This window comes from Mesobacillus sp. S13 (assembly GCF_020422885.1).
Lineage (GTDB): Bacteria > Bacillota > Bacilli > Bacillales > Cytobacillaceae > Mesobacillus > Mesobacillus selenatarsenatis_A.
Genome location: NZ_CP084622.1, coordinates 3,964,908 through 3,978,550, shown reverse-complemented (window position 1 = coordinate 3,978,550; position 13,643 = coordinate 3,964,908). Strand labels below are relative to the sequence as shown.

16 protein-coding genes are annotated in these 13,643 nt (G+C 42.7%); 12 read left to right on the top strand and 4 right to left on the bottom strand.

Going from position 1 to position 13,643, the window contains the following annotated elements; genetic code table 11:
- The first annotated feature begins 76 nt into the window (after positions 1-76).
- From LGO15_RS20395 to LGO15_RS20375, 6 genes are all read left to right on the top strand, one after another.
- Entirely contained in the window at positions 77-1,627 is a 1,551-nt protein-coding gene (locus LGO15_RS20395) for a spore germination protein (RefSeq protein ID WP_226085729.1), read from the top strand.
- Positions 1,624-2,733, top strand: coding sequence for a GerAB/ArcD/ProY family transporter (locus tag LGO15_RS20390; protein WP_226085728.1), 1,110 nt, complete (start codon positions 1,624-1,626; stop codon positions 2,731-2,733). The genes LGO15_RS20395 and LGO15_RS20390 overlap by 4 nt, the downstream gene beginning before the upstream one ends.
- Complete coding sequence (locus LGO15_RS20385; protein ID WP_226085727.1) at positions 2,708-3,961, top strand: Ger(x)C family spore germination protein; 1,254 nt, start codon at positions 2,708-2,710, stop codon at positions 3,959-3,961. Before LGO15_RS20390 ends, LGO15_RS20385 begins: the two co-directional genes overlap by 26 nt.
- A 31-nt stretch (positions 3,962-3,992) precedes the next feature.
- Positions 3,993-4,121, top strand: coding sequence for a hypothetical protein (locus tag LGO15_RS24260; protein WP_264163793.1), 129 nt, complete (start codon positions 3,993-3,995; stop codon positions 4,119-4,121).
- Positions 4,122-4,232: 111 nt separating this feature from the next.
- Complete coding sequence (locus LGO15_RS20380) at positions 4,233-5,120, top strand: helix-turn-helix domain-containing protein (protein WP_226085726.1); 888 nt, start codon at positions 4,233-4,235, stop codon at positions 5,118-5,120.
- Between the two features lie 77 nt (positions 5,121-5,197).
- Positions 5,198-5,650, top strand: a complete 453-nt coding sequence (locus LGO15_RS20375; protein WP_226085725.1) for a hypothetical protein — start codon at positions 5,198-5,200, stop codon at positions 5,648-5,650.
- Between the two features lie 171 nt (positions 5,651-5,821).
- Here LGO15_RS20375 and LGO15_RS20370 read toward each other — a convergent pair whose 3' ends face one another.
- Positions 5,822-6,076, bottom strand: a complete 255-nt coding sequence (locus LGO15_RS20370) for a hypothetical protein (protein WP_226085724.1) — start codon at positions 6,074-6,076, stop codon at positions 5,822-5,824.
- A gap of 103 nt (positions 6,077-6,179) precedes the next feature.
- Between LGO15_RS20370 and LGO15_RS20365 the strand changes: the two genes are divergently transcribed.
- From LGO15_RS20365 to LGO15_RS20340, 6 genes are all read left to right on the top strand, one after another.
- Positions 6,180-6,743: a TVP38/TMEM64 family protein gene (locus LGO15_RS20365; protein WP_226085723.1), complete on the top strand. Its 564-nt coding sequence runs from the start codon at positions 6,180-6,182 to the stop codon at positions 6,741-6,743.
- Between the two features lie 5 nt (positions 6,744-6,748).
- A complete protein-coding gene (locus LGO15_RS20360; protein WP_226085722.1) occupies positions 6,749-7,747 on the top strand; it encodes a F510_1955 family glycosylhydrolase in 999 nt (332 codons plus the stop codon).
- Positions 7,748-8,080: 333 nt separating this feature from the next.
- Positions 8,081-8,659 (top strand): sulfurtransferase TusA family protein, encoded by a 579-nt coding sequence (locus LGO15_RS20355; protein ID WP_226085721.1) that lies wholly within the window; start codon positions 8,081-8,083, stop codon positions 8,657-8,659.
- Positions 8,660-8,673: 14 nt separating this feature from the next.
- Positions 8,674-9,063, top strand: a complete 390-nt coding sequence (locus LGO15_RS20350; RefSeq protein WP_167833970.1) for a DsrE/DsrF/DrsH-like family protein — start codon at positions 8,674-8,676, stop codon at positions 9,061-9,063.
- Positions 9,064-9,089: 26 nt separating this feature from the next.
- Positions 9,090-10,211 (top strand): MBL fold metallo-hydrolase, encoded by a 1,122-nt coding sequence (locus LGO15_RS20345; protein WP_226085720.1) that lies wholly within the window; start codon positions 9,090-9,092, stop codon positions 10,209-10,211.
- Positions 10,212-10,387: 176 nt separating this feature from the next.
- On the top strand, positions 10,388-11,818 hold the full coding sequence (locus LGO15_RS20340; RefSeq protein WP_226085719.1) for a bifunctional metallophosphatase/5'-nucleotidase: 1,431 nt from the start codon (positions 10,388-10,390) through the stop codon (positions 11,816-11,818).
- 154 nt (positions 11,819-11,972) lie between these two features.
- On the opposite strand, the gene LGO15_RS20335 is transcribed toward LGO15_RS20340, so the two are convergent.
- The 3 genes from LGO15_RS20335 to LGO15_RS20325 are packed head-to-tail and all read right to left on the bottom strand — an operon-like array spanning position 11,973 to position 13,578.
- Positions 11,973-12,560, bottom strand: coding sequence for a redoxin domain-containing protein (locus tag LGO15_RS20335; RefSeq protein ID WP_167833967.1), 588 nt, complete (start codon positions 12,558-12,560; stop codon positions 11,973-11,975).
- A complete protein-coding gene (locus tag LGO15_RS20330) occupies positions 12,557-13,168 on the bottom strand; it encodes a hypothetical protein (RefSeq protein ID WP_226085718.1) in 612 nt (203 codons plus the stop codon). Before LGO15_RS20330 ends, LGO15_RS20335 begins: the two co-directional genes overlap by 4 nt.
- Positions 13,165-13,578, bottom strand: a complete 414-nt coding sequence (locus LGO15_RS20325; RefSeq protein ID WP_167833965.1) for an OsmC family protein — start codon at positions 13,576-13,578, stop codon at positions 13,165-13,167. Before LGO15_RS20325 ends, LGO15_RS20330 begins: the two co-directional genes overlap by 4 nt.
- Positions 13,579-13,643 lie beyond the last annotated feature (65 nt).

Here is a 13,643-nt window from a genome sequence, read left to right as displayed (position 1 = left end):
ACTCATAAATCATAGCAGTTTAGTAAAAGTTAAGAAAAGGAAATAAGCAATCCGACTGGCAGGGAGTAGATGGAATTTGTTAAAGGAAATGCTCAGGCTGATCAACAAACCGCAAAAACAACCTTCTCCCTCGGCGGAAAAGCTGACTGGAGAGCAGGATGACCTGAAGAATCAGAAGTTTTCACGCAATCTTGTAGACAATCTGTCAGTGATCAAAAAACTCTACAGCATTCCTGACAACAAGGACGTAAAATTGCGGGAAATGCACCTTGAGGGCTTCGGTAAAAATGCAGCTCTTATATTCATCAGCACAATCTCAGATGTTAAGAGTATAGAAGAAAACATCCTCAAGCCTTTGACGGAAAACACCTCGGCAAATAAAAGGGTAAAAGATGTTGTTTCCATCCAAATGGTCCATGAAATTGAGATTTTCAAGGATGCTGTCAAGGATGTGAATAAAGGCAATGCCCTGCTGATATTAGATGGTGAAGCAAAGGGATATATCCTTGATTGTCCTGATTTCCAGAGCAGGGCCATTGAAAAACCCGAGAGCGAAATTTTAATTAAAGGACCAAAAGAGGCCTTCAATGAAAAAGTAGTGGCAAACATCTCCCTGCTCAGGAAGAAAATCAAGAATGAGAATTTGATTGTCGAAGTGATCGAAGTATCCCAGCGCTCGCATAATGATGTTTACATTCTGTATATTCGTGGTCTTGCCAATGAAAAGCTGGTGGACAATATCAAGGAGCGATTGGGCAGTCTTGAGGTTAATGCCCTTCAAAACCTTTCGCTGCTGGAGGAATACATTGAGGAGCGGAATTACTCGCTGTTTCCAAGTGTGTTGACAACGGAACGTCCTGATCGGGCCGCCTCTTTCCTTGAAGATGGCTATATTGCTTTGCTTATGGACAACTCACCTGATAGCCTGGTTCTGCCTGCGACGTTCTGGTCTTTTTTCCATAGTCCCGAAGATCACTACTTGAGAATTCATTATGGCAATTTCACTAGAGCCTTAAGAATGGTTGCGCTATTCATTACGCTTTTCACTTCAGCCATCTATATTGCGATTACCACCTTTCATGCGGAAATGATTCCGCCGGATTTACTGCTTGCGATTGCCTCTTCCCGAGAGAAAGTGCCATTCCCTGCAGTGATTGAAATCTTGGTTATGGAAGCTGCTTTTGAGCTGATCCGAGAAGCGGGACTGCGTGTGCCCAGTCCAATCGGTCCGACGATCGGTATTGTTGGTGCGCTCATTCTTGGACAGGCTGCCGTTGAGGCGAATATCATCTCCCCGATTGTCATTATTGTGGTGGCACTAGGCGGCCTGAGTTCCTTTGCGGTTGCAGATTTAAGCCTGAACTTCGCTGTACGGCTCATCCGTTTTGCTTTTATCCTGAGTGCAGCATTCTTGGGGATATATGGGATGACAGCATTTTTTGCTGCAGGCATTTTTTATTTGGTTTCACTCAAATCCTTCGGTGTTCCATATTTAGCACCGTTGTCTCCAAGTTATAAATCGTCCAAGGATACTATTTTTCGGCGGCTTGTGAAAAATGAGAAACTCCGCCCGGGATTTTTGAAAACCTCTGATTCACAAAAAAAAGCGATGGGGCATAAGCAATGAAACGAAACGAGGGGAAAATTGGGATAAAAGAATATGTGGCGATCATTGCCTTAACAATTGGTACCAAGCTTAGTGACGATACTCCCACAATTATTTACGAAAATGCAAGGAACGCCGGATGGATCGTCGTTTTGCTGATGGGCGTAATGGCTTTTATCCCGGTCATCCTGTTGATTAAAGTTTTGTCAGCTCATAAAGGCAAGAATCTGCATGAGGTCATCATCCACATATTTGGAAAGTTTTTCGGGACAATCATTTCTATTCTTCTCCTGGTGGCAGGAGTTGCTTCTATTACCGTTGATACCGGTATATACGTTGATATAATTGGCACCATGTATTTCACGAAGACTCCTCCCAGTATCATTTATGTCATTTTGATGCTGGTCTGCGGCTATGGAGCTAAGAGGGGAATTGAGCAGATTGGAACTGTGGCTTGGGTATTGCTGCCCTATTTGAAAATCACATTATTCATTGCGATACTAGTCAGTTTGAATACTGGCCACTTTGATTATATTTTTCCGATTTTAGGTGAAGGCAGTATGGAGATACTTAAGGCCTCTGCCAAAAATGTATCCATCTTTTCGGATTTGTTTTTTATCGGGTTGATTGCTCCGCTGGTAGTATCTTTCAAGGATTTTAAAAAAGGGACGATTTTGGGATTGATTATGGTCACACTGGAAATTAGCCTGGCAATGGTCACATTTGTGATGCTTTTTGATTACTCAACGGCCGAGATGCTAAGTTACCCTTTCCATGAAACAATCAGGTATATCGAGGTTGGCTTCCTGCAAAATGTAGAAACCTTATTCTTCCCATTTTGGCTCGTGGCTACTTTCATAAGGTTTTCATTTTATTTATATATCAGTGCGGTACTTCTGGCAGGAATCCTGAATATTAAGGAATCTGAATATTTGATACCGTTAATAACGACACTGATCATTTTATTTGGTCTCGCACCAGACAGCCCATCAATCGTACTTTATAACATGAGGCAAAACATATTGATGATGGTCAGTCCGGTATTTTTTTTACTGCCGCCGCTTATGTGGCTAATTGCGAAGATACGGGGAGATTTTAAAAATGGGACAGTTCAAGAATCTAATTAAAATCTCTATGATGATCATCATTACCTTTTCTTTGACAGGCTGTTGGGATAAGACCGAACTTGACCAAAAAGCCTATGTGATTGGTATTGGTCTTGATGCACACGAAAAGGAAGGGAAAATCAAGGTGACGTATTTAGTCGCCAATCCTGAGGTAGGTTCGCAGCAATCGGGAGGTGGATCAACTGAATCTCCGGAGGAAGTCATTTCGCTTGTGGCCGATGATTTCATCAGTTCACGGAATACAGCGAATACAGTCATCTCAAAGGAAATTTCCTATGACTTATTAAGTGTCATCATTGTATCGGAGGAGTTAGCGAGGAAACCTGATTTTATCAGGGTGATCTACTCAGCAGCGAAAGACAGGGAAATTAAAAGGACCACAGAATTGGTCATAACAAAAGAAAGTGCCGAAAAATTCATCTTGAACAATAACCCATTACTTGAGACCAGGCCACATAAATATTTTGAGTTCATGATCAGGAGGGGAAAAGAGACAGGAATGATTCCGAATACTGATTTGAATGGCTTTTTCCAGGTGGCAGAAACTGACGCAGATTTATTCCTGGCGATTTATGCTTCAACTGAGAAGGAAAGAGATAAAGAGATTATTTCTGATGATGACTTCATGGCAGGGGAAGTCCAATTTGGCGGAAAAACAAATGACACACAGTTCATGGGATCTGCTGTTTTTAAAGAAGGAATGATGATTGGAAAAATAACAGGAGAAGAAACACGGATCTCCTCCCTGCTGGACAATACTTGGGAATTAGAAGATTTTAAGACGACTTTCAAGGATCCATTTGATGAAAGGTATCGAATCTCAGCAAGAGTCGCTAAACAAAGGAAGAATAGCTATGACTTCAAGCAGCGAAACGGTAAAGCAATTATAGATATAAGGGTTCCGGTTTATGTTGAAATACTCAGTGATCCGAGTATGGTCAATTTTGCAAAAAATAATGATAAAGTAGCTGAATTGAAGAAGTCGATGACAAAAACAATGGAAGAACATCTAACACAATACATTAAATATACTCAAGAAGAATTCAAAGGCGATACTTTCCATTTGTCGGTTCCGATTAGGAAGGGATTTTGGACTCTCCAGGAATTCAGGGATTTTGACTGGATGAAATCGTATCCCGATGCTGAAATCAATGTGAATGTTGATATCCGATTTGGCGAGTTTGGCAGGCAGACCAAGCTGCCAGAGCTGCGGGAGGTGAGGGATTAAAATGATTTATTGGATTTGGGGAGGGGTGCTATTGGTATCGTTGTACTCCCTCGCATTTGCAGTGACGATCTGGAAGCAAAAAAACAAGGCAGGAGCGATTGTAGTTGGCCTGCTTTCCATGGCTGTGCTGATACTGCCCTATTTCACTTATCTAAAATAACGCCTGGATTGGGAAATACAGAATTTGCATCCGGGTACTCTCTTCCGATTTTTAAAAGTTATTAACATTGTGATAATATAAATATAATTACTATTAAATGGGGTGTAGGGGATGAGCCTGGTTGGATATAACTTCGGGAAAATTCTTAGGTCTTCTAGGGTTTTTAAAGGTTTGACTGAGGCACAGTTGGCTGAAGGGATCTGTTCTGAAGAGGATATCGTTCAATTTGAAAAAGAAGAGAAATATCCAACAATCGATCAATTATTAAAAATGGCAACAAAGCTTGAAGTTGAGCTTAACCATTTTTTCGATATCGCTTCTACTGATACATACAATTACGCGATCGCGGTTACGGAGTTAATAAAAAAGTATAAAAGAGAACGGGATTATGCCGCAATCAATGAAATCATCCAGAAGGAACAGGATAATCCACTGTTCAAACATACATCATACAATCAATTCCTGGTATGGCACCAGGGAATATGCAGCTATTACCTGGAAGATGATAGACAGAAATCCATTGACCTGCTTGTTCAGGCTTTGGACATGACCCATCAGAAAGAGGCTGCAATGACAGAACGGGAAATTGAGATTTTGACGAGCATGGCAATCATTGAAAAGGATAGCGGGAACCTGGACGAGGCTGTCGGGCTTTTTCAAAAAGCTTTGAACCAATTGACAGAGCTCCCTCAAGTCCAAGATTCAAGAATCTGGCTAAGGATTCTCTATGGGCTTGCCCAGGCATTATCAAAGCTTGAGAGATATGAAGAATCCCTCATCTATTCCAGCAAAGGAATCGATAACTGTATATATGAAGAAAACATGTATTTATTTGGAGAACTTTGTTACCAAACAGGCATGAATTACATTAAATTGGGTAAAGAAAACAAAGGTAAGGAATATCTTGAAAAAGCAGTCACGATATTCAAGCTGCAGAAAAATGAGAAGTTTGCTAGTTTAGTAAGAGATGAGATGGAAAAATTATTGAAGTATTGTTGATGTTTTACCGGCGTAGGAGGTATAAAATGAAGAGAACATTGATTTTGCCCCTTATAGCAGCTTTTGTTGCAGGAGTGTTGTGTTTAGGTTCCGCCGATAAGAACCTGACCGACCTGCCATCACAGCATTCGCAAGACGGCAAGAGGATAGCCAATTTGCCATCACAGCATTCGCAAGATGGCACAATGATAGCCGATTTGCCATCACAGCATTCGCAAGACGGCACAATGATAGCCGATTTGCCATCACAGCATTCGCAAGATGGCACAATGATAGCCGACCTGCCATCACAGCATTCGCAAGACGGCAAGATGATAGCCGATTTGCCATCACAGCATTCGCAAGATGGCACAATGATAGCCGACCTGCCATCACAGCATTCACAAGGCGGCACAATGATAGTCGATTTGCCATCACAGCATTCGCAAGATGGCACAATGATAGCCGACCTGCCATCACAGCATTCGCAAGATGGCACAATGATAGCCGATTTGCCATCACAGCATGAACATAATAAAGTATTAGTTTAAGCAAACTTTTGAGACAGCCTGGACCGATTTGGTTAGGTTGTTTTTTTACGCAATTCTTTTCTTTATGTTTTCTGCGTCATCTTAAGCTAAGATAGATTCAGTACATAGAAAAAGGGTCTGGATTTTATCCAGAACCCTTCTTGCTAGTCGAATGAAATGCTGGAGTTGTATTTACAGGTTATTCATATGGTCGCTATCCATCATATTAAAGTTTTTGCTAGGCATGGCGCCATTAGTTCCGTGGCAGTCATTGTACATTTGCTTGACTCCTTCATCGGATATGCCTGGGTGCATCTTTTCGATCAACGTCTTCATTTGACCAAAATTAAATGTTCCTTTTCCTTCTGTCCCTTCTTCTGCAAAGGCAGCAGTACTTGCTCCAAATATCAATGCTGCGCCTAATAAACTTAACGTAAGTTTTTTCATGTCTTGGTCAGCTCCTTTCAGGTATACATAAATCTTACCGGGATAATTTGCAAAAACTTAGCAGAAGCAGTGACAAAGTTTTGAAAAATACTGGAGGCTGTATATGTCATTATTGGAAGCTTTATCCGGCCAGCCATTTTGGATAGCCGCTATCATTAGCCTTGCAGTCAGCATAGTCATCGCGATAGCAGGTATCATCCCAAGCGCTTTTGTGACAGCTGCGAACATCGTTTTCTTTGGATTTTTCTGGGGGCTTGTTCTTTCCACTTTAGGGGAAGCATTGGGAGCTGTCTTAAGTTTTATACTGTATCGTAAGGGGCTTAAAAGCCTGAGTGGCAAAATCGGTTCTATAAAAGGATTTAAATTATTGGAAAAGCTAAAGGGAACAAAGGGCATGGAGGCGTTTGTGCTGGTCCTTGTCTTAAGGCTTTTTCCGTTCGCGCCATCCGGACTCGTCACCCTTGCCGCTTCATACAGCAAGATAGGGACATGGGCTTTTGCAGCTTCGAGTACAATTGGCAAAATTCCTGCCCTCTTAATCGAGGCATACTCCGTTCATACTGTTATTGGCTGGGAAACACAATATCAGCTTGCTGCAGCAATTTTTGCGGCAGCAGCCGGGATTTGCTACTATTATTGGACAACAAAGAGAAAAAAACGGAGGTAGTAAAAATGTATAAATTAAGATCAGTTTTGATTCCTATCCTTGCCGCAATCCTGTTCACCGGATGTTCAGGTCAAGAAAATCATGAACAGGCTCAGCCTGCTACTGATGAAAGTAAGGATAAAACCGAGGAGAAAAATACATCACAAAAGGAACCGCAGACTGACTTTATTTTAAAGGCAGATCCACAAACGATCGAACATATCCATGGGATTGGTTACCCGGGAAATGATGACGGATTATATGTTGCCTCCCACCAGGGCTTGAAGATTTATAAAAATGGTGAATGGCTTGAAATGACGGACGAAAACCATGATTATATGGGATTTCAGGCTGTTGAAGATGGATTTGTAGCAAGCGGTCATCCAGCACAAGGATCGGACCTTAAAAACCCGCTAGGCCTTGTGAAAAGTACGGACAACGGCAAGACACTTGAAAAAATAGCTTTTTATGGAGAGAGCGATTTTCACTTCCTGTCTGCAAGCTTTCGCGATAACGTCTATTACTTGATAAACGAGGAACCCAACTCCGAGCTGGAACGAGGTGTTTATGTATCCAAAGATAAAGGAGGGGCATGGGAACCTGTGGAGCTTAATGGCCTCGATGCAAACAGCCTGGGTATGATTGCGGTTCACCCTGAAAACGGAGGCACCTTAGCGATGGCAACGAGGGAAGGAGTTTTTGTTTCGAACGATTTTGGCACAACGATGGAAAGAAAAGGAGATTATCAAATGGTAACGGCAGCTGCTTATTCCAAGGAGAACTTGTATATCGCACCTGTAGAACATGAAAAAATTAAGCTAGTCAGACTTCCAGTAGGGCAGCAAGGTACAGGGGAGGAGCTTCCTATCCCCAACCTGAAGTATGACAATCCGATTACCTATATAGCGGCTGATCCTGAGCAGGACGGCACGATTGCTTTTATCACCATCTTGAACGATCTTTACGAATCCAAGGATGGCGGTAAAACATGGAATCAGCTTTTGATTAACGGAAGAATTGAATAGGAGGAGCCACAGCATCGTTTGCTGTGGCTTTTTTTTACCTCTTTTCGATTGCAATGACGATCCAGATTTTAATCAGTGTGTACCAGGTAAGCATACCCCGTGGTTCTTCAGAGTGGGTAAGGTGAAATCAAGGCAATTTTATTTTATCCAAGGTACCTATTTTGGCAAGGAATAAGCAGGAAACGCATCGAAGCAAAATGGTTGCTGTTTCTTTTTATTTTTTTTACAATATACGCATAGTTTTTACCTTGTGGGGTATATAAACTAGGGATACACTTTGCAGTATGGATTCCGCGAATTTATGAATACTAAACTTTAGGAAGGGGGATTACTATGTCAATTTCTGCGGATAAAGTACTGGACGCAAAAGGTCTGGCTTGCCCGATGCCGATTGTCAAAACGAAGAAAACAATGAATGAGCTTGAGCCTGGCCAGGTTATTGAAGTACAGGCTACAGATAAAGGTTCGACTACCGACCTGAAAGCATGGGCTGAAAGTACTGGCAATCAATACCTTGGTACAATCACAGATGGAGATGTGCTCAAACATTATCTTCGCAAAGCCAGAGATGAAGAACTGAACAATGAATCGCCACACCCGCATACAGCTACACTTGAAGAAGTACTGGCCAAGATGGAAGGCGAAGAGAAATTAAGCATTCTCGATGTAAGGGAATCTGCTGAATATGCTTTTGGACACATTCCTAATGCAAAATCAATTCCGCTTGGAGAACTGGAGCAGCGTTTCAATGAATTGGACCCTGAAGAGGATGTCTACATCATTTGCCGTTCCGGATCAAGAAGTGATATGGCGGCGAAACAGCTTGCCGAAAAAGGATTTAAGAAACCAATAAATGTTGTTTCAGGGATGAAGGGCTGGACAGGTCCTACCGAAACATCGGTTGAAAAATAGGAGGAACCAAAATAATGAAAGTAGCTATCATCGCCTCTAATGGCGGAATGTTCGATGCATATAAAGTATTCAATATCGCGACTGCGGCAGCAGCAACAGACGCAGAAGTAGGAATTTTCTTCACATTTGAAGGCTTGAACTTGATCCATAAGGAAGCCCACAAACAACTTCCTATGCCAGCAGGTACAGAGCACTTCCAAGAAGGTTTCGCACGAGAAAATGTTCCTCCAGTTGACCAACTAGTTGAAATGGCAGCTGAAATGGGCGTAAAGATGATTGCCTGCCAGATGACAATGGACGTAATGTCACTTCAAAAAGACCAGTTCGTTGATGGCATTGACGTTGGCGGAGCTGCTTCATTCCTTCACTTCGCTAGCGATGCTAACATTACATTGACATTCTAAACTCAAAGCAAAACAGGAGGAATCAGATGGTAAAGACAATCACAGCAAAAGAAATAGCACAAAAAGTCATAAACCATGATGACCTGTTTATCATTGATGCAAGAAATACAGATGACTTCGATGATTGGAAAATCGAAGGCCGCAATGTAAAAGTCCATAATACGCCGTACTTTGACCTTCTTGAAGGTATTGATCCAATAAAGGATGTATTGCCTAAAGACCAGGACATTTACGTCGTATGTGCAAAAGGTGGTTCGTCTGAGTTTGTTGCCGAGCAAATTGAAGAGGCTGGTTACACGAATGTATACTCTATTGAAGGCGGTATGAAAGCCTGGAGTGAGTATTTGGAGCCTATTAAGATTGGTGACCTTAAAAATGGCGGATCGCTCTATCAATTCGTCCGTATCGGGAAAGGGTGTCTTTCCTATCTTGTTGAATCGAATGGCGAGGCTGCCATCATTGATACAAACCGGATGATTGAACAGTATGAGGAATTCATGTCAGGGAAGGACTTCAAGCTGGTTGCCTTGCTTGATACACATCTCCATGCTGACCATATTTCCGGCGGAAAGAAGCTTGCTGATAAAGTGGGAGCCAAGTACTACCTTCCGCCTAAAGATGCAGAAGAAGTGACATTCCAATATGAACCTCTTCAGGATGGCGATGAAATCAAGGTTGGAAACACTGTGATCCAGGCTTTGTATTCTCCGGGCCATACAATTGGCAGTACTTCGTTCATCATCGATGATCAATTCCTGCTGACCGGTGACATTCTCTTCATTGACTCAATCGGACGCCCTGACCTGGCCGGCCTGGCTCAGGACTGGGTAGGCGACCTGAGGAATACTTTGTATCAGCGTTACAAAGAACTTGCCGATGAATTACTTGTCCTGCCGGCCCACTATATGGGGATCAATGAGATGAATGATGATGGCAGCATTTCCGAAAAACTTGGCGTGCTGTACGCCGAGAACCACGGATTGCAAATCGACAGCGAAGAGACGTTCAGGAAGACAGTAACCGAAAATCTCCCGCCTCAGCCTAACTCCTACCAGGAAATCAGGCAGATGAATATGGGTAAAATCAATCCAGATATCGAAGAACAGCGGGAAATGGAAATCGGTCCGAACCGATGCGCAGTAAGATAATTTGAAAAGCAGCGGCGACTCGGGAAAAGAGGCACTGAGCTTTGACATTGTAAAAAAGGGGTACCTAATGCAGGGTACTCCTTTTGCATATAAGGCAAAAGGCTTTTTCCATAAGCATCATGCAATTCAGGAGGTTTATGGAAAGAGCTTTAACTAGCAATGGAGGAGAGGAAACTATGACAAAATTGACGATTATACAGCAAAACGACACACATGGGAGCCTGGAACTCCATCATGAACTATTCTGGAAAGAGAACCAGCCTGAACTTCGTAAAACAGGTGGTTTTCCAAGGATTTCGAAGTACATCAAGGATCTTAAATCTCAAGAAAAGAATGTTCTATTCCTGGATGGAGGAGACCTGTTTCATGGGACACTTCCATTAGTAGCGTCGAAAGGCGAAGCAATTTTACCAGCATTGGAGAAAATAGGGCTGGATGGCTGGGTACCTGGGAACTGGGATTTTGCCTACGGAAAAGAACAGTTGTCTTCTCTTGTAAAAGCATTGCCGTTTCCCTCCGTTGCTTGCAATGTAAAAGATCAAGAAACAAATGAATCGTTTATGAAGCCATATATCATCAAGGAGCTAGAGGGTGTCAAGGTCGGTATCATTGGACTGACTTATCCTTATGTCGACGAGACGATGCCTGAAAGCTTCTCAAAAGGCCTTGCGTTCTCTAGAGGGGTGGAGGAAACGCGTGATTGTGTGGAAGCCTTGAAGGGGCAGGTAGACCTAGTTGTGTTGTTAAGCCATATGGGCCTTCCTCTTGATGTTGAACTGGCAACTCTTGTTGATGGCATTGATATCATCTTGTCGGGACACAGCCATGACAGGGTAGAAGAGGCAATTACCGTCAACGATACTCTTGTCGTTCAGGCTGGTTCAAGTGCATCATTCCTTGGAAAACTGGATATCACTCTTGAAGACGGCAAAATGGAAGACTATCGATACGAACTAGTGCCAATCGATGAGAGCTTTCCTGAAGATAAGGAAATGGTGGGAATCATTGCAGAGATATTAGAACCGTACAGTAAGGAGCGGGGTAATGTCGTTGGAAAGACAGAGTCTATTTTACACAGAATGACCTTGAATGAAGCCCCGATGGATCAACTGATCACAGATGCATATCGTCACGCCTACGATAGCGATTTGGCATTTTCGCATGGGTGGAGATATGGTACGCCAGTCCCAGCAGGAGATATTACTGAGTATGAGCTGCACACCATCATCCCGACAAACCCGGAAATGTTCACTCTTGAGATGACAGGAGAGCGCCTGATGAATGCCCTCGAGAAGAATCTGGAAATGGTGTTTTCAAGGGATCCGTTCAAGCAAAAAGGCGGATATATTCTCAGGTCCTCAGGGTTATTCATGTCCTTCAAGCCATACAATCCGGAAGGGAACAGAATTCAGAAGCTGCTCATAGGTGGGCAGGAGATCGATCTGACGAAGAAATACAAGATTGTAGGGGCAGGCAAACAGCTGTTTAAAGGCGCTGAAGCAGATAAAACTTATCATGATGTTCATGCAGTGGATGTTATTAAGCAATTCTTAAAAGAAAAAGGGACATTCAAAGCCGTTCGAGAGCAGAAAATCTTAAGCACGTAGAATGCATTGGTTTATTGGACATTTCAGAGGCGGAGCAGCATCAAAATGTCCAAGAAATAAGGTTTAATGGACATTTCAGAGGAAACCCAACGCCAAAATGTCCATAAAAACCAAAAACCAATCAAAAAAGTCACGGCTCCCAGCCGTGACTTTCCTATTTAACCCCAGTAAGGTCCTTCATCATATTCTCGTCCATCGGGCCGACGATTTTTTTCGTAATTACTCCGTTTTCGTCGAGGATGTAGCTTGTTGGGATCGTAAATGCCTGATAGGTGGTTCCGGCGAATCCTTCTTCATCCATCGGAATTGGGAAGGTCAACCCATATTCATCGACGAATTTTTGGACTTCTTCCTCGCCTTTATCCATGTTCGTCAGGTTGACGGCTAGAATTTCAACGCCCTGGTCATTATAGTCTTCATAGAAATTTTGCATATGCGGCATTTCGGCTTTACATGGAGGGCACCATGTAGCCCAGAAGTTCAGGATCACTTTTTTGCCCCGGTAATCAGACAGCTTGATGCTCTCACCCTCAAGCGTATTGAGTTCGAAGTCAGGTGCCTCTGCGCCTTCTCGCAATGAAGACAGCTTAGCGCCCGGAATATCCTCGGTCGTTTCAACGGAATCACCTGTTGGTGCTGTTGTATCCTTTTCGCCCTCGGTCGCCCCTGGTTTCCAGATATTCACGATCAAAATGACGACAGCCAATGCTAAAATCGCGAATGATAAAAGATTTTTATTCAATGCTGAGCATCCTCCTTTTTAAAACGCTGAAACATGATTAAGTAAATTCCTAGTGCGAAAATCAGCAGATTCTCTACTGCAAGTAAATCGGAAAAAAGGCTGAGAATCAGAGCCTCCACCATCAGGAATAGTATCGCATATTCCGTGTTTAGTTCCATTCTTTTAAAATAAATCCCGGCAAAGACAATGAATAGGATGGCCTGTACTCCAGCGGCAATGAAATCCTCTGAAAACGCGAATAATCCAGTCCAATAGAGAAGGAAGAAAAGGAAGTAGCCTGGCAGATATTCAGGTACAAAAACCAGGTTCTCCTTTTTCCTTGAAATCAAATATAAGTAGATTGAAATGCCTGCAAAAGCAAGAATCTGGCCTTCCGTACCTCCGTTGAAATAAAGGAGGGAGAAGGGAGTATCCAGGAACATCTTAAAATTTAAAACGGCATAGCTAAGCTTGTAAATCGCTATATAGATGAAGAAGCTATTCCAATACCAGTCTCCTATGCTCTTTTTCTCCCTTGCCCGATAAATCAGGGCTCCAATAAAAATGGCAGCAAACGCGGCAAGCAAATCTGCCGGCAGCGTGAACCTGCCAATCGTTATATAATTCAAGCAACATCACCTTTTTTTGGCTGATCTGGCGTGAACTCAATCTGATAGTGGATGTCGATGCTTCCGATGACAGATTGGATCATGCCGCAGTTTTTGAGGACAAGGCCGGCAATCTTCTCAGCTTGCTTTTGCTTATCCTCTGTGTCTGTCTGGACGGCCACATTGAAGGTCAGCTGTTCAATCCGGTTTACCTCTTCGGTGTTTCGGATTGCTGACACTATGACGTCCATTCTTTTATAGTCTATTCTCTTCTTCTCAAGAATATTTGCCAGTACCGAGGTACTGCACCCAGTCAATGAAGATACGAAAAGTTCCATAGGCCTGTAGCCCATCTCAGTATTCGGGGAAATTGGAAGGAACCCGTATTCTAATTGTCCGATCAGTTTTTCATTATAATAAGTAAATTCCATGAAAATCTCTCCTTCAATACAAAACTACATTTACTGATCAGTATGCAATCGTATTGTTAAGGATT

Coding starts and splice junctions, on each gene's coding strand:
- LGO15_RS20390 (WP_226085728.1), top strand. CDS start 1,624: ATGAAACGAAACGAGGGGAAAATTGGGATAAAAGAATATGTGGCGATC.
- LGO15_RS20385 (WP_226085727.1), top strand. CDS start 2,708: ATGGGACAGTTCAAGAATCTAATTAAAATCTCTATGATGATCATCATT.
- LGO15_RS20380 (WP_226085726.1), top strand. CDS start 4,233: ATGAGCCTGGTTGGATATAACTTCGGGAAAATTCTTAGGTCTTCTAGG.
- LGO15_RS20370 (WP_226085724.1), bottom strand. CDS start 6,076: ATGAAAAAACTTACGTTAAGTTTATTAGGCGCAGCATTGATATTTGGA.
- LGO15_RS20365 (WP_226085723.1), top strand. CDS start 6,180: ATGTCATTATTGGAAGCTTTATCCGGCCAGCCATTTTGGATAGCCGCT.
- LGO15_RS20360 (WP_226085722.1), top strand. CDS start 6,749: ATGTATAAATTAAGATCAGTTTTGATTCCTATCCTTGCCGCAATCCTG.
- LGO15_RS20355 (WP_226085721.1), top strand. CDS start 8,081: ATGTCAATTTCTGCGGATAAAGTACTGGACGCAAAAGGTCTGGCTTGC.
- LGO15_RS20350 (WP_167833970.1), top strand. CDS start 8,674: ATGAAAGTAGCTATCATCGCCTCTAATGGCGGAATGTTCGATGCATAT.
- LGO15_RS20345 (WP_226085720.1), top strand. CDS start 9,090: ATGGTAAAGACAATCACAGCAAAAGAAATAGCACAAAAAGTCATAAAC.
- LGO15_RS20340 (WP_226085719.1), top strand. CDS start 10,388: ATGACAAAATTGACGATTATACAGCAAAACGACACACATGGGAGCCTG.
- LGO15_RS20325 (WP_167833965.1), bottom strand. CDS start 13,578: ATGGAATTTACTTATTATAATGAAAAACTGATCGGACAATTAGAATAC.